Below are 24,877 nucleotides of genomic sequence, written 5' to 3' on the forward strand. Positions count from 1 at the left end.
TTGGCAGACCAGCCACAGCAGTTTTAACGGCCCGAGTCTGGAGAATATAGCAAGCACTTAGGGGGAAACCGCGATGTTGCCAGAACAACAACAGCGAATTATGGGCTACTTTATTGAGGAGGCTAAAGACCACCTCAATACGATTGAGCAAGGCTTGCTGAATCTTCAGGCGACGATTGAAGACCCTGAAATGGCTAACGAAGTCTTTCGGGCAGCTCACTCTGTTAAAGGGGGAGCTGCGATGCTCGGAATTGAGAGCATGCAACGAGCCTCCCATCGTTTGGAAGACTACTTCAAAATCCTCAAAGAGTCGCCAGTTCGCGTTGATCGGGCCTTGGAAACCATGTGCCTACAGGTTTTTGATGCCTTGCAAGAGCTTTTAGAGCAGCTCCAAGGCCCCTTTGGTCTGACCGAAGACAAGGCTCAAGAGATCATGACGAATGTAGAGCCTGTTTTTGGTCAGTTAGACGCGCACTTGAATAGCTTGGTGCAAGAAAATGCAGCTGCCCCTGCTGCTGCCGCTGTTCAGCCTGCTGTGAGACAACCCTCAGTCGTTGCCAATCATGCAGAGCAAAGTGCCTTAAAACTGGTCTTTAAGAGCGATGTTCCCAGTCATCTGCGAGAGATGCTGAGTCTCTTTAAGCAAAATGATTCACCCGCTACCCGGCAGCAGTTGCAAGAAGTGTGCGATTCGCTTAACGGAGTTGGGGAGCAATTTGACCTGGCTAGCTGGTGTGATTTGGCTAAAACGGCTAAAGCCGCGATCGCCTGTACAGACAATACCTATCGTGCTTTAGCCCCTGTTGTGATCAAAGATCTCAAGCAAGGCCAAGATCTCATCTTGTCAGGTCGTGCTGCTGAAGTGAGCGTGTCTGAAACGTTACAGCAGATGCTGCCTGAAGACAGCCTACTGTTAGACGAGTCTGCGGCGCTAGAAGACCTCCTAGATGATGACGAGGTAGCAGTCGATGCTGATCTAGGCGATTTGTTTGAAGATGCAGCCGAACCCGTAGACAGTCTTGATCTCGGCATTGATAATGCTGATTCAGCCGACTTTTTAGCCGCTGATGATTCATCGCTAAATGGCGATTTAGCGGGTTTAGACGATGCGGCTGATCTCACTACCGATGATTTGATAGCTGCAGGAGCGACTGAACCCCCCTTACACCCCACCACCACCCACAACGGCCCAGAAGTCGGGACGGCTGAGTTGAATAGCTTGGCCGATCTGTTTGAAGGCGATATGGAGGCGCTTGATACCACCTGGCAAGAGGAAGTCGCCGAAGACATTTTGCTAGAAAACCCGGATGCCCTAGACGTTGATATCTCTAATGATTTTTCTGATTTGTTAACCGAAGGGGCTGCTGACGAAGATCAACAGATGTTGTCAGCTACAGACGATCTCGGTGAGCTGTTTGGGGAGGATACCTCTGATCTAGAAGCTCCAGATGCGGTCACTCACGCTGGTGAACCTGAAGCAGATATGTCTGATTTATTAGACATGTTTGATGGCGAGTCGGCTGCAAGTGAAAGTGCTGCACCAGAAGCTGAAGCCGATCTAACGCTGTTAGAGACAGCCGCACCAAGTTCAAAGACGCCAGTGGGAATGAGCGAAGGGCTAGATGAGCTAGATGACTTTTTTAACGAATTTGAAGGAGATGCTGCCGTTGGCTTGCCACCAGCAGCAAGCGCTTCAGACCCAGTTGCTACCCAAGATTTCGACGATGTCTTTGCTATGGCAGAGGCAAGTGCAGCCGACAGCCTACCCGATAGCACAACTGCTGAGGGAGAACCAGAGGCTCTTTTTAGCGACGAGCCAGCAGTAGATGGTTCTTTAGAGCCTGAAACGACTCGTTTGTCTGAGTTAGACGCTGATTTAGAAAGTGATTTGTGGTCAGATGACGTGAATCTTTCTGACTCCAATTTTGAGGATGCTGCTGTTGCTTCGCTAACTTTCGAGCCTGAAGAAATTAGTGATCCTTGGGTTGCTGAGACTCAGGCAGCTTCAGGGATAGACCTCGACTTGGAAGCTGATACCAGCAATGAAATGCTAGATTCTTTACTGCCAGAAGATATGGCTGATGAAGAAGCTTCCCTGGATTTAACCGCAGATCTTTTCACGGCGGCAGCAGAAACCGAAAACTTAGAGTTAGAGACACCTGATTGGCCATTTTCAGCCGAGTCTACCCCGCTAGAGAGCGCGGATGAAGCCGCTGAGCTTAACTTCGACCTCGACAGCTTTGACACCCCAGAACCAGAACTCAGCGCTGCGGGAGAGACCTCCTTAGAAAGTTTCGAAGATCTGCTGTTTGAAGAGGTTTCAGACCCTGCCGAATCGTTGTCTCCCGATACCGCAGGCAGCGATAGTGATTTAACGTTTGAGCTAGATAACGTCGAAACTTTAGACACTTCAGATTTGGCAGCGGTAGACGAATTCAGCCTAGACTTCGACGATATTGGCAAATCAACCGAGCCATCAGCAGACGAGAGTACTGCCGACTTTTCTTTTGCCGACACTAGCGAAGGGCTAAATGGGGCTGAGGCAGATGACTCCAGTTTGCTGGAGCTAGAAGCTACTGAAGAAGATTTTTCTTCTATCTTTGACGAAGAAGAGGCGGATAACACTGAAATTCAGGTTGGTGACAGCGACGAAGATTTCTCTGGGTTGTTCGATCAACCCGAAAGTTCACAAGCAATTGATGAGACAAGCTTTGAGGAACTTTCAGAGACAGCCGCAGCAGGGATAGATGATTTCTCCGAATTGGCTGTAGCCGATGAAGAGCAGACCGATGAGGAGCTAGATGGGCTTTTTGCCAATAGTCTCTCCTCTGAGGCAAGCGAAGATTTCCTGACTTTAGAAGAGGATGATTTAGAGTTAGCGGCGATCGCCTCGGCAGAACCCATCGCTACAGCAGCGGCAGCTTCTGAAGAGATCAACACAGAAGCATTTGATAGCCTTTTTGCTGAAGCGGATGAAGCAGCTACTGATGATTTAGAAGCTGACTTTGATCTAGACACCACCAATCTAGAAGATGACTTCAATCTAGACGAAATTAGCTCAGAAGATAGCTCTACAGACAGCGCAGACTCTTTGGAAGCGCTGTTGGCAGATTCATCTGACGAGCTAGCAGAGTGGCCCAACCCGGAAGAAACGGCATCTGAGTTTGACAGCCTGCTAGACGATTCCTTAGAGACGCTAGAAGACAATGCCACAGACCCAGAAGGGGCAGCCTTTGCTGACTTGAATTTAGAAGATTTAGACGAATCTGAATCAACCGCAACAGACTTAGACGGTTTGCTAGATGAACCTTTTGATCTAGAAGCTGAGGAGGTGTCTCCGGCTGAGCCATCAGCGGCAGAAGCTTTAGAGGATGACCTGTGGGATAGCCCTGAGGGAGACGCAGAATTTAGCGAAAGTATCGATGCGGCTGATGCCGACTTATCGTTGTTCAGTGAAGCTGAAGATTCAGGCGATTTTGCCGACTTATTTGCCGCCGATACGGACGAAACAACCACCGCCGTCGAGGATGAGTTGTTGGTTGAATCATTTGATGTCGCCACCGATGAAGCAGATGTCATCGACCCTGATTTTTCGCTGGAAATGTTGGATGATGAACTAACTGATGCAGATGACGAAGCTAACGCCACAGCAGCGTCTTTGGATGATTTAGACTTTTCAGCCGATGAGGATCCGGTTGAACCATCGGAGGTGAACGCTACCTTTGAAATCAATGATGATGAGTTGACTGCGTTTGAAACTCAGTTTGCTCAAAACCAGGTTGAGCCAGAAGCATCCGTCGATGATTTAGATCTGTTGTTAGCGTCTGACCAAGCGGTGACGGAGCTAGATGAAAATAGCGGTGCAGACGATGAGCTGAATTTTCTAGACGGAGATTTTGATGCAGCCGATTTAGCAACTTCGATTTCTTTGACGGCAGCTACCGACGCAGACTTGGGCATGGCAGGTGAGGTAGCTGCAGAACCCCTCGAAACACAGCTAGAGGGTGTGGAGAATGAAGCTGATGAGGCTGATTTTGCGGAGTTAGATTCTTTGCTCGAAGAGCCAGCAGCGGCGATCGCAGATGCCACGGAAGTAGGTGATGATTTCAGCGATTTAGAAGCGCTTTTAGATGACTCTACAGCAGAAGATCAGCCTGATACGACAGCTAACGTGCCGCTGGCTGAGCACTCAGAAGCAGATACTGACTTTGCTGACCTAGAAGCCTTGCTGGATGAAGAGTCTGAGATAGCCGATAACAGTACGTTTGCGGCAGCAGAAATTACCGATTCAGGTAGCGATTTTGAAGAAAATGGCAATGAATTTGAGGATCTAGAACGCCTGTTAGAGGAAGCTGACCAGACCCTAGGTGGCGGCGGATCAACGGCAAGTTTACGGTCTGCGCCCCAGCGATCGCGACGTCCGGCTCGACGCGGTAGCAGCATTTTAGGCGAACAGACCATGCGGGTTTCGGTCAAGCACCTAGATAACCTGAGCAACCTAGTTGGGGAACTGGTTGTCAACCGCAACACCCTAGAACAAGACCAAGAACGTCTACGGCAGTTTTTAGACAACTTGATGTTCCAGGTGCAGCAACTCAATGATGTCGGCCAACGGATGCGGGATCTCTATGAGCGATCGCTCCTAGAAAGCTCTCTGATTTCTAGTCGCCAAAGTTATCAAATAGCTGGTAGTCGCCGTCCGGAAGAAAAAGCCAGCCACTCCACCGGAGCGACTTTCGATGCTTTAGAGATGGATCGCTTTACAGGCTTTCACACGCTCTCCCAAGAAATGATCGAGCTGATCGTCCGGGTGCGAGAGTCAGCCTCTGACATCGGCTACACAATTGAGTCGGCTGACCAGGTGACACGCCAGTTCCGCCAGGTAACGACCCAGCTACAAGAAGGACTCAACAAGGCTCGCATGGTGCCTTTTGCCCAAACTGCCGATCGCTTGCCCAGAGCAGTACGCGATATTTCAGTCAAGTGTGGCAAAGAGGCTCGCCTAATTGTCGAAGGCCGAGACACGCTAATCGACAAAATGATTTTGGAACAGCTTTATGACCCGATGACCCATCTGGTCAACAACGCCATTACCCACGGCATTGAACCGCCAGAAGCCAGAGGTGCCCAAGGCAAACCTCGAGAGGGTCAGATCACGGTTCGAGCCTTTTACCAGGGTAACCAAACCGTTATCTACGTTGCTGATGATGGCGGCGGCATTGATGCCGAGTTAGTCAAAGAGAAAGCCGTTCAAAAAGGATTAATTACCTCAGTCGAAGCCCGCAATATTTCCATTCATGACGTGTATGAGCTGCTGTTCCACCCCGGCTTTAGCACTCGTGACCAAGCTGATGACTTTGCTGGGCGCGGTGTGGGAATGGACGTAGTACGCACTTACCTGGCGCAAATTCGCGGCAACATTACAATTGACTCTGAAATTGGTAAAGGAACTAGCTTTACGATTCGACTACCGCTGACGCTGAGCATTTCGAAGGCACTAACCTGTATCAGCAATCAGGCGCGTATTGCCTTTCCGATGGATGGCGTCGAAGACATGATTGACGTGCCCAAAGAGCGTATTCAAGAAAATGATCAGGGACAAACCTGCATTCTCTGGCGCGATACGTTGTTACCTTTTCAACCCCTTTCTGATTTGCTGCAGTTTAACCGCACCCTTGGCAGGGGACGTATTTATGGCGGTAATCAAGATGATGAGGTCATCTCGATTGTAATTTTGCGTAGCGCTAGCACCAACATTGCCCTGCAAGTCGATCAGGTTATTGGCGAACAAGAAATCGTTATTAAACAGCTCGAAGGGCCAGTTCCTAAACCGATGGGAATTGCGGGTGCTACGGTGCTGGGTGATGGCCGCGTGATGCCAATTGCCGATGTTTTAGAATTGATCGATCTCTCCATGGGACGGGTTCGTCGCGAACCGAACACTTCTCTGTGGGGGCAATTAGAAGAAGCTAGAGCGGACGTACCTGTAGAACCGATTAAGACAGAGCCGACAGTGCTGATTGTCGATGATTCGATTACCGTGCGTGAGCTATTGTCAATGAGCTTTAACAAGGTTGGCTACCGAGTTGAGCAAGCCCGCGACGGTCAGGAAGCATGGGAAAAATTGCGATCGGGGCTACCCTGTGATCTTGTATTCTGCGATATTGAGATGCCTCGAATGGACGGCTTAGAACTGCTATCGCGGATGCAGAAAGATCCTAGCCTGAGTGAGATCCCCATTGCGATGTTGACTTCGCGCGGTGCCGATCGACATCGACAGATGGCAGTTGACCTCGGCGCTAGTGGTTACTTTACCAAACCTTATTTAGAAGAAGTGCTGTTAGACGCGGCTCAACGGATGCTCAATGGCGAAATTTTGGCCAGCGGTAAAACCGAGAGTGCCTCTAGCTAGCGGCTTGCCTGAGCGGCCACGTATGCTTGTCTTTTAGCGCCTTAGCGGTTTAAACGTTTGAGGCGCTTTTATCGCTAAAGAAAGGCGAGGACAAAAGGAAAACTTTTCTGCCAGTGGCGTTGAGTCATTGACGTGTCTCAACGCTTGTGGCTACAGCTATATCTATAGAGCAGCCCCACAAACTTGATTAATCTGCCTAAGATACAACCAGACATAAAACAGGATATTTGCCGTGCAAGTCAGCCTCTTCGGGACAGGATTGATGGGGCAACCAATGGCCCTTAGACTTAGTCAAAAAGGTCATCAAGTGACTGCTTATAACCGTACCGCTGCCAAACTTGCAGATTTGGAGGCCGCTGGGATTTCTGTCACCACGCTGGCTAAAGAAGCTATTCACGCTTCAGACTGTTTGATTTTGATGTTGGCGGATGCCGCTGCTATTCACCAAACTCTGCTGACCCCAGAGGTAAAAGCAAGCTTAGGCGATCGCAGCGTTATTCAAATGGGCACAATTGCGCCTGAGCAAAGCCGTGCGATCGCAGAAGCGGTGACGGCTGTGGGCGGAGCCTATTTAGAAGCGCCTGTGCTGGGCAGCATTCCGCAAGTCAAAGCTGGTAGCTTGCAGGTTATGGTGGGTAGCACACCTGAACAGTTTGCCCAATGGTCGCCGCTGTTGCAAATCTTTGGTCAGCCAATGCACTTAGGCTCAGTAGGAGCCGCTGCCGCCACCAAGCTAGCCATGAACCAACTCATTGGCGCTCTAACAGTGGGGTTTGCTCAAAGTCTGGCTTTGGTGCAGCGAGAGGGCATCGAAACTGAAAAGTTTATGGCTATCGTGCGAGAAAGCGCCCTCTACGCACCGACTTTTGATAAAAAACTTGATCGAATGCTGGATCGCAACTTTGACGATCCCAATTTTCCGACCAAGCATTTACTCAAAGATATGAATTTGTTTATTGAGGCAGCTCAGTCAGCGGGACTCAAAGCTGACTTGACCGAAAGCGTTAGCCAGATAGCCCAAACTGCGATCGCCAGTGGACTTGCCGACCAGGACTATGCGGCTCTTTATGCAGTCATTAACCCCGTTGATGACGAATAACCCAGCTTACGCAATCAAAGCCGGAGCTTGGGAAATTTGACCAAAGCGGCGATCGCGGCTTTGATATTGCCGTAGAACCTGGTGGAAAACTTGCCGATCAAAATCGGGCCAGTGGACTTCGGTAAAGACCATCTCAGCATAGGCGAGCTGCCACAGCAGATAGTTACTCAAGCGCTGTTCACCACTGGTCCGAATCAGCAAATCGGGGTCAGGGCAATCTCGGGTGTAGAGCGTGCGACTAATCAGCGTCTCATCAATAGCGGTGGCGGAAAGTTCTCCCCGCTCTACCTGGGCTGCTAAGGCTTGGCAGGCGCGGGCAATTTCGTCGCGGCTGCCATAGTTTACTGCCACATTTAGCGTTACAGCCTGATTGTGAGCGGTTTCGGTGGTGGCCCAAGCGATCGTTTGCTGAAGCGACAGCGGTAGTTCTGCCAGATTACCTAAAAACTGAATGCGCACGCCTTCTTGCTGCATTTCAGCCAGCTCTTTACGCAAAAGCCGCTCAAACAGCCCCATGAGAAAATTGACTTCTTCTAACGGACGTCGCCAGTTTTCGGTAGAAAAGGCATAGGCAGTCAAAACCTGAATACCCCAGTCTTTGCAACAGCGCAGCAGATTTTTTAGAGCCTCAGCGCCGCGACGATGGCCCATGATTCGAGGCAGACCGCGACGTTCAGCCCAGCGGCCATTACCATCCATAATTACGGCCACATGATGAGGCAAGCAGCGAAAGTCAAGATCGTCAGGAAGTTGATGAGTCATGGTTTTAATCAAGGTTTGAAAAGAATTTTTGATGGACAGAGATTACATTGGGTTTAGGGGTTGACCCAAAAGCCTTTGCAATTCGGCTGAAGTTAAGCCCTGGTTCCACTGCCATAGGCACTTCATCACTTGGCCGAGAGCATACAGAAACGTCAGACGATGTTGCCATGACCACTGCGGCCAGCCCAGCACTTTTTTCATTCGATGTAACGTGTGGCATAAACTTCCCTGGCGATGAGGATTATGCAGTTTTTCATAGAATGCCCGCATGAGGATTTGAGCGAGAGACAGCAGCGAAGCAGTTGGAAACAACCAGCGACCAAAACCCCAAAATTTGGTCATGTGATTAATTTCATCCATCAAGAGTTCTGCCAAAACGGTTCGTAGCGCTCCGGTGGCATAGACCATTAGCCACAGATATAAACAGGTAGCACCATATTCAGTGGCAACTCGGTGCAAGCCGTGGCGGTAAAGATCTTGATAGGGATCACCTGTCGGCTGATAGGGGCGAGCGACGTGAGGCTTCAAAACAGGGGGCTGACCCGCTAGCTGGGTGTAGAGCTTTGTCAGAACTGGGGTGTGGCGTTTTTCTTCCAGTTCCCAAAGTCCTAAGCGGACAAGGTGGCCGTTTTCGTCTACCGTTCCGCCGACGAATTCAGCCATTGCCGGATGCAGCTTTGTTAGGTATTGGCGGCTGGCTTGGGTATAGCCCCGAATGGGGGTTTCGGTTTCGATCGCCCCTTTGAGAATAAGCAAAAAAATATCGGCTTCTAGGCCGATAATCTGTTCGCGATTAATTTCAGTCCACCGAATTTTTTGCCACGGACGCGGACGTGGCGTTTGCCACTGAAGGGGCAGATCGGCTAGGCGATCGCGCAAAATATCTGCTCTGAGATACTGTTGCACTAAGTCCCGAATCTGCTGGAAGGACTGGTGGAGGGACAGCGTAGGCGACTGGGCATTGAGTTTAGCCTCAATGGGTTGATCAAGGTGCTGGGCGGTTGGTTGAGACAAGGTGGCGCTATCATTCATTGGCACTATTAGCATGACTAGGGCTTGAAGCTGCTTAGTAAACTTCAATACCACCCTAAACAAACGCGATCGCCGCGTCAGTCGGGCAAAGTCGGCAATTTAGTCGGATAAAGTCGGCATGGCCGAAATGAGTGCCAATAGGTAGGCTAAGAGAGTGCAAACTTTGCCAGACATCGGCCATATGGGGGCAGAGGCAGCCTTACAGCTTGCAGAAAAATTACTGTTGACCGCCACCGGAAAACCGCTGAACGATTTGCAGCGGGTAATTTTGGCTGAAGCTTGGCGGGGGCACAGGTATGGCGAAATCGCTTTACGCTACGGTTGCACTGAAGGTCATGTCAAAGATGTCGCTTCGCAGCTCTGGCGATCGCTTTCGCTAGCTTTAGGCGAACGCGTGGCTAAAAACAGCTTACGGGCAGCCCTAGCGCGACGGCTAGAAGTAGAGCGTCTGCCTTTAGCCTTGCAGCTACCGCTACCGGAAAATCCTAATTTTGTCGGGCGCTTGGCGGCGATCGCCGCGATTGATCGGCTCTTAGCCCAAGGGCATAAAGTCATTGTAATTCAAGGCGAGGGGGGCATTGGCAAAACTACGCTAGCCCAGCATTATCTCCAATTGCGAGGCTTTGACCAGGTATTAGAGCTGATGATGGCTAAAGAACCGCCAGACATTCTACCCGTCGAGCGAGTAGTGGAAGAGTGGTTGCGGCAAGACCTCAATGAAGAACCCGGACGCGAGTTTGGCGTGACATTGGGGCGACTGAAACGCCATTTGCAAACCCGGCGAATTGGGCTATTGATCGACAATTTGGAACCCGCTTTAGACAGCCACGGTAAGCTGATTTACAGCCAGCGGCGCTACCTAGAACTGCTGCGGGTTTTGGCCGACTGGCGAGTCCAATCCGTAACGCTAATGACCAGTCGCGATCGCCTTTGTGAGCCAGCCCTTGCCGTTGAACATTATCGGCTCCCTGGCTTGTCGGTTGAGGCTTGGCAGCAGTTTTTTAGTGCGCATCAAATTTTTATTGACTCAAACTTGCTGCAAGAAGTCCATAGCGCTTACGGTGGCAACGCCAAAGCCATGGGGCTACTTTGCGGCGAAATTCGAGCCGATTTTGATGGCGACGCCGCCGCCTACTGGCAAGAATATCAATCGCAGCCGCTCGGCGTTACGACCCTCGGCAATCTGGTGATGACTCAGGTAAATCGCCTAGCTCAGCTAGATGCGATCGCTTATCGTTTGTTCTGTCGCTTGGGCTGCTATCGCTATCAGGCTGTAGCACAAGTACCCAGTACCGCCTTAGCCGCTTTGCTGTGGGATGTTGACCCAACTCAACACGCGCAAGTGATGGCAGCTTTAAGAAACCGTTCATTAGTGGAATATCATGCGGGGCACTACTGGCTGCATCCGGTGGTGAGGGCAGAAGCGATCGCCCGCCTGCGTCAATCTCCTGACTGGGAACTGGCCAATCGGCGAGCCGCCAAATTTTGGTCAGCCAGCGTCGAGCGTATTACCACTTTGCCTACGGCGCTTCAAGCCCTAGAAGCCTATTACCACAACATCGCGATCGCTAACTTTGAGGCAGCGGCAGCCGTCCTGCTGCAAAGCCGCGATAATCAGTGGGGGCAATATTTACCCCTAGCCAGTAGCCTGTATCGCATGGGGCTAATTCAACCCGTGATTGAAGCGATTACCCTAAGCCTGGAGAAAATTCAAGATCCGCAGCAGATTGGAGAACTGCACAATATTTTGGGCGATGTATTTTGGATTACAGGCCAAATTCATCAAGCCATTCGCGCCCAAGAGCAAACGATTCACCTGGCTCGGCAACACTTGGCTCAGCTTCGCTCTGAACCAGATGATGCTCGCCGCCACTACTATTTTCGTATGCTGGAGGTGGATGCTTTGCTCAGTATTGGGCTGTATCAACTTGATCTCGGAGAGCTAGAGCAAGCTACCCAGCAGTTTTCTCAGGTGATTACCCTAGCTCAAGGCAGTAAACATCAGGCTTGGGCCGAAAAAGCTTACGTTTGCCTCGCCTTAACCCAGGCTCACCTTGGCCAGTTTCAACTGGCTCAACAACTCGCCGAGCAAGGGTACCAGGCTTTACTTTCGGAAGCAGCAACGGCTTCTCCGGGGCGCTATGCCTATTTCATTCAGCGCTTGGGTCAAACTTACAGCTTGTTACGCCAGAGCACCAAGGCTCAAAAGCTTTACCAAAAAGCAATTGTCTTTGCCGAAGAAAGCCACTATATACAAATTAAGGCTAACGCTTTGAGTGGGTTAGCTGCGCTGTATCGCTGCGCTCAGCAACCGCAACCCGCTATTGCTTATCACCAGCAGGCGATCGCCCTCTTAGCTAAACTTGGCGCTAAGTGCGACCTTGCAGAAGCCTACTATCAGTTTGGCTTAACCTATCAACAGTTCGCAAAAGCTAACCTATCAGCCGATTTTACTCAACAAGCTACCCACTATTTAAATCAAGCGATCGCGCTGTTTGGCGAAATTCAAGCCCCACGCCAAGTAAAAAAAATTGAGCAAGTCTTACTCCCTTAGAGCGATCGCATCGCCGCCTGCTCTTCGAGCTGGTTAGTGCGAGCCAACGTTAATCGAGCCAGACAATCTTGGGTATTGCCTTCGTAGGCACAGTTACTATCGCGGTAGTCTAACCAGGCTAGCTGAGCGGTGGTTAAAGCTGATTTGCCTGATTCTGATAGATCGCTTTTTAGGGCTTGATAAACCTGATTGAGTTGTTGATCGGCGGTTGCATAGCTCACATTTGTCGAGGCCGGATCTTGCAGTTCAGCGGTACGATCTGCCGTCACCTGGGCTAGGCAACTGTAGTAGATGGTCGGCTGCAACGAACCACCCTCATACTGCGCCGCTTCAAAGTCGCAGTTCGTATCACGAAACTCAATCCAGGCGAGTTCTGCTTCTGTTAGCTGCGCTTGCTGATTCGCTTTGAGACTAGGTTTAAGCTGGTTGTAAACTCGGTTGAGCTTCGCGTCTTCTTGGTCAAACCAGGCTTTGGCGCACTGGTTCATCTCTGTTTGGGTTTGAGGGCTTTCGCAGTCCACCCCAGCCAAGCCAGCCGTCGGCAGATTGTCTGCAACGGCTGTGTCCGGTTGCTCAGCAGACGGTGCTGCTGGTGGCGGAGTATCTGATTGAGCAGGCGATTCGACTTCCTCATTGGTTTGAGGCGTCGAAACTGTGGGATCGCCATTGCCGCCAGCGGTGGAGGGATCGTTGGGGGCTACCGTCTGAGAGCCACAGCTAGCGGTCAGTAAAACCAAAAGCCCAAGGACAACACCACACGATGGCCGGAAAAAAGGGAGCACCATAAACTAAATCAGGGAAGCTTATTGTTTCAGCATAGATCGACAGCTTAGATCAGTGTCTGTTTCTACAAATATGAAACAATGAAGTCATCGCGTTGGTCTTTAACAGGGGGGCGTTTGCCTGCCCCAGCATTGCTTGAATCACTGGAAAGCGAAGAAGCCTTAATCTTAAAAGCAGAAGGTTAAAGACAGCAGGTAAAATGAAAGGCTTTCTATTAAAGGCTTTCAGCAATTTAGGTATCTCAACTCTAGTGGCAACAGCTATATGAACCGACTCAACACCCTTGCCAGTACGATGATGGGACTGAGCGCGATCGCGCTTCCGGTTCAGGCAGAATCACCTGGCGTTTATTATTCCTGGCGATCGCTAGAAACGGATATTACTCAGTGCCTAGTGCGCTCAGAAGCAGCGCTGGCAGAATCGGGGTTGGTTGGTATTGCAGTAGATGGCAACAGCGTATCAGGTCGGGCCGAAGCCGCTACAGCCGTGTTTATTTGTTTAGAAAACGTTGAAGCGCTAGAAACCATCACCGTGATGCTTGTGGTTGCAAGCAATGAAGATGAATCTGCTTTAACCCTGCGTGAAGCCCTTAAACGAGCCTTTTAACCAGCGTGAAGGTTTATGCCTATCTCTTGAGCGATCCCCTGCTTGATCCGCCTGTCAATGCGGCGATATGGGGCTGGGAGGTTGATAAAGTCTATTGCGACATTGCTCATCAGTCTGCAACAGAGTTTCCACCACAACTCAAACAGCTTTTGGCCGACTGCGCCCAAGCTCCGCCTGACTATGTGCTAATTCGGCGGCTAGAAGAACTGGGTAGCTCTATTACGCTCATCAGCGATCGCCTACAGCAGCTAGAGGCGCTGGGAATCACTGTAATGGCAACGCAGCAAGACTTTTGCAGTGGCTGCGCTCAGCCAGTTTCCCCACCCGTTAACCTCATGCCGCTGTTGGGCGAAATTCAGACTTATCAACGTCGTCGCCGCCTCCAGCAGGGGCATGCCCAAAATCGGCTCAAAGCCCTCCCACCACCGGGCAAAGCGCCCTATGGCTATCGTCGTGGCAAAGAACGCTACAGTCTCGACCGGGCGACTGCTCCGGTGGTAAAAGATTTTGTGGAGCAATTTTTGCTGTTTGGTTCACTGCGGGGAGCGGTACGTTATCTAGAGAAAAAATACGGCAAAAAAATTTCGGTTTCTACGGGGCGTCGCTGGCTCACTAGCCCGGTCTATCGGGGCAACTTAGGTTACCAAAACCAGCAAGTTGTAGCCGATACCCACCCCGCAATTATTACGCGAGAAGAAGCCGCGCAAATCGATCGCCTGCTGCGCCGTAATCGCCATTTGCCGCCACGAACCGCCAGCGCGCCGCGATCGCTGGCAGGGCTGGTCACCTGCTCGGCCTGTCAGTCATCAATGAAGGTAACACGCGTGACTAAACCCCGCCGCGAACAAGCCTATCTCTACCTGATTCCCAGCGCTTGCCCGCAGCGACCCAAATGCAAGGCGATCGCCTACGAGCAAGTTCTAGAGCGCACAATTCAAGCTATCTGTGCTGAGTTGCCGCAGGCGGTAGCGGCTTTGCAAATGCCGCCAATGGCAGCCATCAAAGGGGAAATTGCCCAGCAAATTCAGCAAAAGCAAGCGGCTTTACAACAGCTTCCTGACTTAGTTGAGTCGGGTATTCTCGATGCTGAAACGGCTGATTTAAGAGCTTACAAGCTCCGCACCGAAATGGCCGAAATTCAGCAAAAGCTAGCCCAGTTGCCGCCAGTGAACCTGATCGAAACTGTCCAAACGGTTTCAATTCCGCAATTTTGGCTAGATCTAACCGAATCTGAGCGGCGCTTTTACTTGCGCGAATTTATTCGCCAAATTCAAATTGAGCGTACTGACGCAGACTGGACACTACGCTTGAATTTCATTTTTTAGGCATCAGCAGGGTTTGATAGTTTACTTAAGATAAAAGTCAGTAGGTTTAGAACGTTTATACCTTCATGGCGTGAATTATCGCTGTTACAGACGCCATTAAAAACCTGTCAACCCGAGAGGCAAGCTTGGCTTGCAGCGCAATGTAGATCCCAACTTTTTCCCAGAATGGCAGCGTGACCTGCCGCAACTGACAGAAGCTGATAACGCTGCGATCGCGACGCTCTGGCGTCGCCTGAGCTATCACCGGGCAGCCGGAAATTTACTAGAAGGCGCTGTTATGTTGCTGGTGGCCTCACCTTTACTAGAAGCCGCAGGTTTCTACGATCCGCCCTTTCGTATGCAGGCAGAAACTTCGATAGAGCTAGCCGTTGACGATGGCGAAGAAGTCCTCAGAGGCCATATTGATGTCTTGATTTTGCAGACTCAATTCTGGGTACTGGTACTGGAATCTAAGAAAACCACCATTTCTCTGCGCTCTGCTCTGCCGCAGGTGTTGGCTTATATGATGGCAAGTCCAGACAAGCCCACAGATCTTTTATTTGGCTGTTTAACCAATGGAGACGATATTTTATTGATTAAATTAGTCAGTCAACCCACCCCTCAATACGCCCTATCACGGGTTTTTTCTTTGTATACAGTCGTTGCTGAAGTGGCGATCGCGCTACAAATTCTCAAACAGATGGCTCAGTTTACCTCAAGGTTGGTCAAGTCTTAGGGGAGGGGTGAGATGACAGCGTTGCCGAGACACCCCAACTGAGGGTAATTGCCCGCATTGCCATAAAGCAGGTTAGAGCTAGCCACAAAAGCTGGACATTTTTAAGTTGTAAAGCCAGCCAAGCCAGCGGCAAAAAGCCAATGGTGGAGGCTAAAAGGGTAGAGTTCCGCAAAGCCGCCCCAGCCGTGAGGCCGAGAAAATAGCCATCAAGCATAAAGGCGATCGCCCCAAAACCTAAAACAGGCAACAGCCACCACACATAGCTTTCAACTTGATTGAGTAGTACCGTATGGCTGGTCATGATGCCAAAAAGCCCCTGTGGCAAGAGCGCAAAGCCGAGTGCAAAGCCGACGCCTAAGACCAAGCTGGTACCGCCTGCCAGACGAATCAAAGTCTGTAGCTGACGGCGATCGCCCTGAGCGTAAAATTCTCCAGCAAAGGTTTCGGTGGCAAAGGCAATGCCGTCGATAAAGTAAGCCGCTAACGTCACCACCTGTAGCAGCAGCGTATTCACCGCTAAAACGGTTTCGCCCAAGATAGAGCTGAAGTTAGTAAACAGGGCAAAACTAATCACCAAAGCAAACGTCCGAATCAAAATATCGCGGTTAAGCAAAAACAATCCTTGCAAAGCCTGAGGCTGCCATAAGTGCGGCCAAACAGCTTTGACCTCACCTACAGTAACTTCTGCAATGAGTAACCCTAGACCAATCATGAGCATGGCATATTGGCTCAGAGCAGTAGCCAAGCCTGCCCCAGCACTGGCCCAACCCAGGCGATTGATAAACCAGTAGTCTAAAACTACGTTGCCGAAGTTTGCCACCATTGACAGCAATATCACCGATCGTCCCTGCGATCGCCCTAGAAACCAACCCAATAGCACATAGTTAAGCAAAACAGCCGGAGACCCCCAAATACGGGCGTTATAAAAGTCAACTCCGGCAGCTTGCACGTCTGGAGTGCCGCTAAGCAAGGCAAAGCCAATAAGCCGCAAGGGAACCTGCAACAGCAAAATGATCACCCCCAGCCCCAAAGCAATTAAGGCGTTGCGTAAACCCACTAACAAAACTTCTGAGCGATCGCCGCGCCCCATTGCTTGCGCCGTCATTCCGGTGGTGCCCATACGCAAAAAGCCAAAGCTCCAGTAGATGACGTTGAAAATCAAGGTTGCCAGCGCCACCCCCGCTAAATAGTGAATTTCTGCCAGGTGACCCAGAAATGCCGTATCAACAATGCCTGCCAGCGGCACCATCAGGTTAGAAACAATATTGGCGATCGCTAGCTGACTAAATCGCCGCGTCAAAGGCATTGTGTAAACTTTCCTGAACTTCTAGACAGTTCGTTGACAGACTGAAAAACTGCTGAAGTCCACCTCCTAAAATGAGTCGAGTTGATCTATTCATTTAGCAAGTCTTCTTTATGCAGTCTTACCTTTCTCTAATCGGCAGAATTTTGATAGCAGCTTTGTTTCTCAGAGCGGGGATCAACCATGCCATTAATTTTGTGGGCACTCAACAGGCGATTGCTTCTCAAGGATTACCTGCAGCGGGTCTTCTCGCTATTCTGACAGTTATTGTTTTAATTACTGGTAGCTTGGGGGTTTTAATCGGCTACAAAGCCCACATCGGCGCTTGGTTGCTGATTGGCTTTTTAATTCCCACAACGATTGTCTTTCACCTGAGTGACCCGACTCAGTTCTTCAAAAATCTGGGTCTGATAGGAGGATTGCTGATGGTGGTTGCCTATGGCCCAGGCCCGATTTCCCTAGCGGCAACTCGAACGCCTGAACGGTAAATCAGGAAAGTTTTTAGCCAGCGTTGCAGCAGGAAGGCGATCGCGCTGATAAGCCTACGCTAGCTAAACCAGCCGTCTTGTTCTAGCTCTTCGATGGTTTGTAGGCCGCGAGTGTCGCCTAGCTTCAGCAAGGCGGCGCGGGCATCTTCTCTAACGCCTAGTTCTTCTTCTTCGGCAAAAGACTCAATCAAAGCGTCAATTGCCGTGGCATAAACGACGTTGGAGGGCAGTTCTCGGCAAAGCTGACCAATCGTCCAAGCGCAGTTACTCCGAACGGCGGCAACTGGATCACGACGTAGCGCTTCAATCAGCGGTGGTAGGGTTTTCAGCACAGCCCCATAGCCCACTTCACCCGCCTGCGCTAACGCACTAGCTGCCCACAAACGGACAGCCGAAATATCACTTTTGAGAGCATGAATGAGGGGGTCAATCGATCGCTCGTCGTGACAGTTGCCTAAAGCCCAGACAATTCCTTTGCGCACATAGCCATTCCAGTCTTGCTGCAACTGGTGGATTAAAGGAGCGATCGCGGTACTGCTAGGATTACGCCCCAACGCGTAAGCAGCACTGACTCTAACCAAAGGACACGGATCGTTGAGAAGATGAATGAGCTGAGGAATGGCGCGTTCATCCTGTAGCTCACAAAAAGCTCTAGCAGCTAACATGCGCTGAGGCGTCTCTGGCGAGGAGAGCAACGGCAGCATTTGGTCAGGATTGTACTGTGGCTCTTCGGCCTCGCCAGGAGGAGCCATCCGATCTAAGGGGCTTTCTAGATCGAGTTCAGTATCTAGCGTGGTGAGGTCGTCGTCATACATACTGTCACTTTACAGCACGAATTTGTCCTAAGGCGACTCTATTTTTGCCGAGTTATGAACTTTCGATTGCGGTGCTATGACCTGTCATGGCAACGATTACAGCCACAAACAAAGGCAGCTTGATTTAGCGATCGCGCCGCAATCCATAATTTTTTGAAACGGATATTTCCTGATGCTGGATCGCCAGTTGAGCCCAATCTAGCGCTTCAGCCGCGTTGGTCACTTTCCCCTCTGCGTGCGCCAGTTGAATTGATTCTAAAAGCTGACCAATGTGCCGACCAGGGCGCAGTTGTAGCTTTTGCATCAGCGTGCGCCCAGAAATCAAAGTCGTGGGGTGAGCCACCGGATCGGCAGGGTTTAAAAAACGCTGAATCAAAGCATAAACGCGCTCAGCCGGATATTGCAGCGCGAGGGCTAAGATTGAGAGGCTTAAAAAACTTTGGCTGGTATCTCGAAAGAGATCGTACTGTTCTCGGATAGACAGCGATCGCACCTGCAAAGGCGTCAACCGGGTTTGATTGCGCAGCGTCGCCAAAACTACCTGCTGCTCAGCGCGACTGTACTTGAGGTGAATCAGTTCGGCTTCGGCGATCGCTTCATCTAGCGTCAAAAGCTGGCTGAGTTTGGCGGCCTTTAGCCAACTGCGGTGCATACCAGGAACACTTTGCTCTTTAAACCAGCCCGTAACCAGGCTGGCATATCCCGGCCAGTGGGTTTGTAAATCACTATAGGCTTGATCGATGGCCGCCACCGTCTGTAGTGAGTCAGCCGTAATTTGCGGTAGCCATCCCTGCAACAAGCGATCTTGGCAGCAAGCCTTGAGCTGAGCAGTGCCCGCTGGCTTGCTGAGCAGGGCATCGAGTTCCCCCCGAACGCGCTCAGCAGCGACCTGGGTGAGCAAATCTGCCAGACGACGAATAGCCACCTGTGTCTGCGGTTCTACCCTAAAGTCAAGCTGAGCCGCCTGACGGTAAGCCCGCAGTAGCCGCAGCGGATCGGCTGCTAGATTGTCCATCGAAATCATCCGCAACAACCGCTTTTTCAAATCCTGCCCTCCCTGGAGCGGATCAATGAGCTGGCGTGTATGGGGATGATAGGCGATCGCATTAACGGTAAAATCGCGCCGCCGCAGGTCAGTTTCTAAAGAGGGGCCAACCTGCTGGGCAAAATCAACCGTAGCTTGCGGAAAGACAACCCGAGCAATTTTATGATGGGCATCGAGCACCACAAACCCTACTTGATAGTGTTTAGCAATGAGCTGAGCTGTTTCAATGGCCGCCTCCGGCAAAACAAAGTCTAAATCTAAATAGTCCGCCTGCCTTTCGAGCAGTACATCGCGAACGCTACCGCCGACAAGATAAGCCGAGGTTGGCAGTAAAGCTAACTCAAACGGCCAGGTTTGAGGAGATAAAGCAGCAGGTAGGGTATTAACAGGCAGTGTCAAGGGCCGATCTCATAGAAAATGTAAAGGAATACCGATGCCTCAGTCGCCGTTATTCTCCTTACTAACAAAGGAGCCAGATAACGAAGCACGGCTTTTCATTTTGCAACATCTCTAGCCCCTCCTGAAAGCCTAACCAAAAGTTGAGCTAAATTAGCAGAAAGGGCCTGGAAGAGATCTATGTGTATTTGCATTAATTGCCACTACGTCGATCGCTGCACCACCTACCACGCGGTTGAAACTCAGCATCAGCAGCCACACCTGAGCGAAACGCCTGATTTTGACCCGGTAGAACCCACCATCAATGCCAATATTAAGCCGCCCAAAGTGCGCATTGAAGGCGATCGCATTGTGCAAGATGACGACTTTGGCTTTGAGTACGATGTTGTCGGCTGTCAGAGCTTTAAGCTAGAAAGCGGCAAGTGGGCTAAGCTCCGCCCAGGGGAGCTGATTCCGACTTAATCTATGACCCTATGCCTGAATCCGCTCTGCCCGCAGCCTCAAAATCCAGCGCACCATCGCTATTGTCAAAGCTGCGGCAGAGCGCTACTGCTAGGCGATCGCTATCGTCCACTCCAGCAGATTGGGCAAGGTGGATTTGGCCGTACGCTGCTGGCGATTGATGAAGCCACTCAAAGCCATTGCGTTATTAAGCAATTTTTGCGATCGCCTGAGCCACAACGCTTTCAGCAAGAGGTCAAACAGCTAACTCAGTTAGGTCAGCATCGGCAAATTCCGCAACTGCTAGAGGCGTTGACCACCGCTGAGGGCAGCTACTTAATTCAAGAATTTATTCAGGGAACTGATTTAGAAACGCTGCTACAGCGTCATGGAGTTTTTACCGAAGCCCAAATTCGCACGCTGCTGGTTCAGATCTTGTCGGTGCTGGCTTTTGTGCATCAAGCTCAGGTAATTCACCGCGATGTCAAGCCCGCCAACATCCTTTATGTAGAATCCAGCCAAACTTACTATTTGGTGGATTTTGGCGCGTCTAAATATGCCGACGGACAAGAGGCGCTCAAGCAAAAGGGCACTGTGATTGGCAGCGCTGGCTACGCCGCCCCTGAACAAATGCTGGGGCAAGCTGTGTTTGCTAGCGACCTGTACAGCCTAGGGGTAACCTGTATTCATTTACTTACCGGACAACACCCCTTCGACCTGTATTCTATCGGTGAAGACCGCTGGGTCTGGCGGCCTTACGTGCGCCAGGGAGTGAGTTTGCAGTTGGGTCATATTCTAGAGCGATTGTTGAGTCGTTCTTTACAACGTCGCTATCGCGCTGCCGCTGACGTACTGAGAGATCTGCAAACTTTAGGAACGCGTCATCAGCTAAGCCAGCGTCGCCTACAGCCGCCACGTTTAGCGGCACCACCGTCCCTTAATTGGCGGTGCGTGTTCACGCTGCCACAGGCAGGCAGCATCATTAATACGCTGAGCATTAGCCCAGACGGGCGGGCTGTGGCTACAGGCAGTACGGATAAAGCGGTTCGGCTCTGGGATTTGCGCAATGGTGAATTGATCCAAACCTTAGGAAGTGCTTTGCCGCTGCTGAACAAACGCCATCGTGGAGCGGTCAATGCCGTTTTGTTTAGTGCCGATGGCCGCAGCCTGTTTAGCGGCAGCAGTGACGGTACCGTCAAGTGGTGGGATCTCACCGACTATAGCCTGGTGGCGACTCTCCCCGAACCGGGATGGACAATTACCGCGATCGCGCTGACACCTGACAATCAGTTTTTAATTGGCGGCGGTGGCGAAGGTAAACTGCGGCTTTGGCAGCTAGAGACGCTAGCGCTGGCGGGCACCTTTAGCCAGCACCGAGAACAAATTAGCGGCTTGGACGTGGTTGGTGAATCTGATCAGCTCATCAGCAGCAGTTGGGATCAAAGCCTGCGACTGTGGCATTTGCCCACGGGCCAGTTGCTCAAAACCCTCAAGCGGGCACACGAAGCGGCGATTACCTGCTTAGGGCTACGGCAAACACTCGTCGTTAGCGGCGACGCCGCCGGCATCGTCAAACTGTGGGATTGGCAACACGATTGGCGCAGCCAGACCCTCAAAGCCCATAGCGATACCGTCACCGCGATCGCTTTAAGTCCAGACGGTCAGTTTTTGGTCACAGGCAGCGACGATAGCACCCTGGTTTTTTGGCACCTGCCCACCGCCAAACGGGTGGGGCAACTCAACCATGCCTGGGGCATTCGGGCGGTGGGGTTTACCCCTGATGGCCAAACCTGCGTGAGCAGCAGTGCCGATGAAACCCTTAAAATCTGGCAGCGACTGCCATAACTGGGTTCGTTACATCAATTCTCGATTTTGGATTTTCGATTTTGAATTGAACAGTCTTTGCTCTGCAGACGTTTCGTCATTCTCATCTGTACCTTTCTTTTGAAGAATCGGTATTACATCAACTTAAGATCAGCAGACTGGGCTGAGGTTTCAGCTACGATAAGAATCCCGAACTGGGGTGATTTAATTTTCGCTACACTTGGCCACGCCCGCTTATGCAACCTATTTTTTGCCAACCGCCACCGCCCCTGACTCCTGGCGATCGCCTCTGCGTAATTACACCTAGTGGAGCCTTACGAGAGTTTGAAAAATTTCAACAAGGGGTTGAAATTTGGCGATCGCGTGGCTACGAAATTGAGATGATTCCAGGGTTTGATAGCCAGTGGGGCTATTTAGCGGGTAGCGATCGCGATCGCCGCCAGCAGCTTGATAAAGCGCTGCAAGATCCAGGCTGCCAGGGTATTCTGTGTGCCAGAGGCGGCTACGGGGGTACCCGCCTTTTAGAAAACTGGCAGTGGCCGCAAGGCAACAAATGGCTTATAGGCTTTTCCGACATCACCAGCCTGCTGTGGAGTTTAAGTCAACAGGGCATTTCTGGGCTGCACGGCCCGTTGCTCACCACCCTTGCTGATGAACCCGACGGCTCAGTACAGCGCCTTTTTAACTGGCTAGAAGGTCGTCCCATTGGGCCGCTACACGGCAATGGCTGGGGCGGCGGCTGTGTAGAAGGCAAGCTGATGCCTGCCAACCTAACTGTCGCTACCTGTTTGCTGGGTACCCCAGCAGAACCAGCTTTAGACAATGTAATTCTGGCTTTTGAAGATGTTTCAGAAGCCCCCTATCGGATTGACCGCATGCTGACCCAATGGCGCATGATGGGTAAGTTTAAGGCGGTCAAAGGCATTGCTCTCGGACGCTTCAGCCAGTGCGAAGCCAAAAAACTGCCGAGTTTTAGCGTCGCTGAAGTTTTGCGCGATCGCTTAGGCGACTTAGGAATCCCTGTGGTCTCCGATCTGCCTTTTGGCCATGATGGGGTGAACGCCGCCTTGCCCGTTGGCGTAGCCGCTACCCTTGAAGGCGATCAAGGAACGCTCACAATTCAACCCACCCTTTAGCGCCTTCTTGAGATCTATCTCAAAATAACCGCCTACAATCAAAACGTACCTTCGCTAGTTTCCTTGTGGTTCCTCTACGTGACGAGAATCCTACCTACAGCAAATCGTACGTTACCTACGGTTTAATTGGCCTTAACATTGCCATTTTTTTATTTGAAATTGGCCTGTCGTCTCAAGCGCTAGAACTCTTTTTCGATCGCTGGGCGGTTGTTCCAGCGCAGCTAACTGCCAGCTTTCAAGGTTCTGGCCCTAACCCGGTGCAAGAATGGTTCACCCTCATCTCTTCCCAATTTTTGCATGGGGGGTTTTTGCATTTAGGCGGCAACATGCTCTATTTGTGGGTCTTTGGTAACAATATTGAAGACCGCTTGGGTAAGGTCAAATTCATTATTTTCTATCTGGGCTGCGGTATTTTGGCAGCGCTAACGCAATGGTTCTTTGAACCAGGCTCTAGCGTACCTACGGTTGGCGCGAGTGGGGCGATCGCGGGTGTGATGGGCGCTTATATTCTGCGGTTTCCCAAAGCCCGCATTTTGACGCTGATTCCCTTGTTCTTTTTCATCACCACCATCCGCATTCCAGCGCTGTTTTTCTTGGGCTTTTGGTTTGTACAACAGGCGCTCTACGGCATCGCCAGCTTAGGAGCCGATGCCCAGATGGGTACAGGGGGGATAGCGTACTGGGCACATGCGGGCGGCTTCGTCTTTGGCATTGTGCTAGGGCCGCTGCTGGGGCTTTTTTCAGAAGAATGACCCCGCCAAGGTACGAAGCCGCTTTTTAATCTCTGATTAACAGCAATTCTGAATTACCTCACTACAATAAAAGCTATCAAGGCACTGCTGAGGAGCAAGTCATGGCACAGAGTTTGCTAGAGCAGCTACGAGAAATGACCATCGTGGTTGCTGACACAGGCGATATCCAGGCGATCGAGCAGTTTAAACCGCACGATGCCACGACCAATCCCTCCTTGATTACAACAGCGGCTCAAATGCCTCGATATCAAGAAATTGTCGATGAAACGCTGCTGAAAGCCAAAGCCGATGCGGGGTCAGATGCCAGCGACAAAGACATTGCCAACCTGGCCTTTAAGCGGCTAGCGGTGGCTTTTGGGCTGAAAATTTTACAAATTATTCCAGGACGAGTTTCGACTGAAGTAGACGCTCGCCTATCCTTCGATACCGAAGCTACGCTGGCCACCGCCCGCGATTTGATTGCCCAATATGAAGCGGCTGGCGTCTCGCGCGATCGCGTTTTGATCAAAATCGCTTCTACCTGGGAAGGGATTCAAGCCGCTAAGGTACTGGAGCAAGAAGGTATTCACTGCAACCTCACCCTTTTATTTGGCTTGCACCAGGCGATCGCCTGTGCCGAAGCAGGCGTAACGCTGATTTCGCCCTTTGTCGGTCGCATTCTTGACTGGTACAAAAAAGAAACCGGACGAGAGGCTTATTCTCCCGAAGAAGACCCCGGCGTGCAGTCAGTCACTGAGATTTATAACTATTACAAGAAGTTTGGCTATTCTACCGAGGTCATGGGGGCTAGCTTCCGCAACATTGGCGAAATTACCCAGCTAGCGGGCTGTGACTTATTAACTATTTCTCCCCAGTTGTTAGCCCAGCTCCACGAAACTGAGGCCGACCTGCCCCGTCAGCTTCAGCCTGCAACAGCCGCCGCCGCTGAAATTACCAAAATTTCTATGGATCAAGCCACTTTTGAGCAAATGCATCAGCGCGATCGCATGGCTTCAGAAAAACTCCAAGAAGGCATTCGGGGCTTTAGCAAAGCGCTAGAAACGTTAGAAACGATGCTGGCAGAGCGGCTACGTTTGCGCCTTCAGGGCGAAAAGCTGGTGACTCAGGCGGCAGAAGAGGTTTTTCAGGCTTACGATTTAGACGGGGATGGCTTTATTACCCGTGAAGAATGGATGGGAACCGATGCTGTTTTTGACGCGCTCGATCGCGATCACGATGGCAAAGTCACCCCCGACGAAATTAGTGCTGGCTTAGGGGGTGGCTATCAACTCGTCCCCGTATAGCGGTTTATTGGCTCTTCTAGTTGAGTGAGTCTGTGAAGCAACCTGCGCGCCCAGGGATGTTCGTGCAAAAATAGAAATATATTTTTGAATAAACCGCAATAAGGCT

18 protein-coding genes are annotated in these 24,877 nt (G+C 51.1%); 12 read left to right on the forward strand and 6 right to left on the reverse strand.

What is annotated here, in order from left to right; all coding sequences use genetic code 11:
• Positions 1-73 precede the first annotated feature (73 nt).
• The gene (locus tag ACTS3T_RS08750) at positions 74-6,412 is read left to right on the forward strand and encodes a response regulator (RefSeq protein ID WP_377964088.1); all 6,339 of its coding nucleotides are present in this window, start codon (positions 74-76) and stop codon (positions 6,410-6,412) included.
• Between the two features lie 232 nt (positions 6,413-6,644).
• Entirely contained in the window at positions 6,645-7,511 is an 867-nt protein-coding gene (locus ACTS3T_RS08755) for an NAD(P)-dependent oxidoreductase (RefSeq protein ID WP_377964090.1), read from the forward strand.
• 6 nt (positions 7,512-7,517) lie between these two features.
• On the opposite strand, the gene ACTS3T_RS08760 is transcribed toward ACTS3T_RS08755, so the two are convergent.
• Together ACTS3T_RS08760 and ACTS3T_RS08765 are read right to left on the reverse strand one after the other, a co-directional pair.
• Entirely contained in the window at positions 7,518-8,285 is a 768-nt protein-coding gene (locus ACTS3T_RS08760; RefSeq protein ID WP_377964092.1) for an isoprenyl transferase, read from the reverse strand.
• Positions 8,286-8,315: 30 nt separating this feature from the next.
• Positions 8,316-9,305 (reverse strand): ferritin-like domain-containing protein, encoded by a 990-nt coding sequence (locus ACTS3T_RS08765; RefSeq protein WP_377964094.1) that lies wholly within the window; start codon positions 9,303-9,305, stop codon positions 8,316-8,318.
• A 181-nt stretch (positions 9,306-9,486) separates the two neighbouring features.
• On the opposite strand from ACTS3T_RS08765, the gene ACTS3T_RS08770 reads away from it, so the two are divergent.
• Positions 9,487-11,859: an NB-ARC domain-containing protein gene (locus tag ACTS3T_RS08770; protein ID WP_377964251.1), complete on the forward strand. Its 2,373-nt coding sequence runs from the start codon at positions 9,487-9,489 to the stop codon at positions 11,857-11,859.
• Here ACTS3T_RS08770 and ACTS3T_RS08775 read toward each other — a convergent pair.
• Positions 11,856-12,644, reverse strand: coding sequence for a lysozyme inhibitor LprI family protein (locus ACTS3T_RS08775; RefSeq protein ID WP_462934911.1), 789 nt, complete (start codon positions 12,642-12,644; stop codon positions 11,856-11,858). The two genes, ACTS3T_RS08770 and ACTS3T_RS08775, sit on opposite strands and share 4 nt — an antisense overlap.
• 262 nt (positions 12,645-12,906) lie before the next feature.
• Here ACTS3T_RS08775 and ACTS3T_RS08780 point away from each other — a divergent pair, with 262 nt between their 5' ends.
• The 3 genes from ACTS3T_RS08780 (at position 12,907) to ACTS3T_RS08790 (ending at position 15,288) form a co-directional block, all read left to right on the forward strand.
• Entirely contained in the window at positions 12,907-13,248 is a 342-nt protein-coding gene (locus ACTS3T_RS08780; protein WP_377964098.1) for a hypothetical protein, read from the forward strand.
• Between the two features lie 5 nt (positions 13,249-13,253).
• Complete coding sequence (locus ACTS3T_RS08785) at positions 13,254-14,573, forward strand: recombinase family protein (RefSeq protein WP_377964100.1); 1,320 nt, start codon at positions 13,254-13,256, stop codon at positions 14,571-14,573.
• A 130-nt stretch (positions 14,574-14,703) separates the two neighbouring features.
• A complete protein-coding gene (locus tag ACTS3T_RS08790) occupies positions 14,704-15,288 on the forward strand; it encodes a type I restriction endonuclease subunit R (protein WP_377964102.1) in 585 nt (194 codons plus the stop codon).
• Here ACTS3T_RS08790 and gntT read toward each other — a convergent pair.
• Positions 15,278-16,594 carry a guanitoxin biosynthesis MATE family efflux transporter GntT gene (gene gntT, locus ACTS3T_RS08795; RefSeq protein WP_377964104.1) on the reverse strand — a complete coding sequence of 439 codons (1,317 nt, stop codon included), beginning with the start codon at positions 16,592-16,594 and terminating at the stop codon, positions 15,278-15,280. The two genes, ACTS3T_RS08790 and gntT, sit on opposite strands and share 11 nt — an antisense overlap.
• Before the next feature lie 110 nt (positions 16,595-16,704).
• Between gntT and ACTS3T_RS08800 the strand changes: the two genes are divergently transcribed.
• Positions 16,705-17,079 carry a DoxX family protein gene (locus ACTS3T_RS08800; protein ID WP_377964105.1) on the forward strand — a complete coding sequence of 125 codons (375 nt, stop codon included), beginning with the start codon at positions 16,705-16,707 and terminating at the stop codon, positions 17,077-17,079.
• A gap of 59 nt (positions 17,080-17,138) precedes the next feature.
• Here ACTS3T_RS08800 and ACTS3T_RS08805 read toward each other — a convergent pair whose 3' ends face one another.
• Both ACTS3T_RS08805 and ACTS3T_RS08810 read right to left on the reverse strand, forming a co-directional pair.
• Complete coding sequence (locus ACTS3T_RS08805) at positions 17,139-17,894, reverse strand: HEAT repeat domain-containing protein (RefSeq protein WP_377964106.1); 756 nt, start codon at positions 17,892-17,894, stop codon at positions 17,139-17,141.
• A 124-nt stretch (positions 17,895-18,018) separates the two neighbouring features.
• The gene (locus ACTS3T_RS08810) at positions 18,019-19,338 is read right to left on the reverse strand and encodes a tRNA nucleotidyltransferase/poly(A) polymerase family protein (RefSeq protein WP_377964108.1); all 1,320 of its coding nucleotides are present in this window, start codon (positions 19,336-19,338) and stop codon (positions 18,019-18,021) included.
• 177 nt (positions 19,339-19,515) lie between these two features.
• Between ACTS3T_RS08810 and ACTS3T_RS08815 the strand changes: the two genes are divergently transcribed.
• The 5 genes from ACTS3T_RS08815 to ACTS3T_RS08835 all read left to right on the forward strand — a co-directional run bounded on the left by ACTS3T_RS08815 (position 19,516) and on the right by ACTS3T_RS08835 (position 24,771).
• Positions 19,516-19,797 (forward strand): Ycf34 family protein, encoded by a 282-nt coding sequence (locus ACTS3T_RS08815; protein WP_377964110.1) that lies wholly within the window; start codon positions 19,516-19,518, stop codon positions 19,795-19,797.
• Between the two features lie 3 nt (positions 19,798-19,800).
• Positions 19,801-21,621, forward strand: a complete 1,821-nt coding sequence (locus ACTS3T_RS08820; RefSeq protein ID WP_377964112.1) for a protein kinase domain-containing protein — start codon at positions 19,801-19,803, stop codon at positions 21,619-21,621.
• 215 nt (positions 21,622-21,836) lie between these two features.
• Positions 21,837-22,736 (forward strand): S66 peptidase family protein, encoded by a 900-nt coding sequence (locus tag ACTS3T_RS08825; RefSeq protein ID WP_377964114.1) that lies wholly within the window; start codon positions 21,837-21,839, stop codon positions 22,734-22,736.
• Between the two features lie 65 nt (positions 22,737-22,801).
• Entirely contained in the window at positions 22,802-23,488 is a 687-nt protein-coding gene (locus ACTS3T_RS08830; protein ID WP_377964116.1) for a rhomboid family intramembrane serine protease, read from the forward strand.
• A gap of 101 nt (positions 23,489-23,589) precedes the next feature.
• On the forward strand, positions 23,590-24,771 hold the full coding sequence (locus ACTS3T_RS08835) for a transaldolase (RefSeq protein WP_377964118.1): 1,182 nt from the start codon (positions 23,590-23,592) through the stop codon (positions 24,769-24,771).
• Positions 24,772-24,877 lie beyond the last annotated feature (106 nt).

Origin of the sequence: Almyronema sp. (assembly GCF_052168255.1) — a bacterium.
Taxonomy (GTDB): domain Bacteria; phylum Cyanobacteriota; class Cyanobacteriia; order Phormidesmidales; family Phormidesmidaceae; genus Sphaerothrix; species Sphaerothrix epifaneia.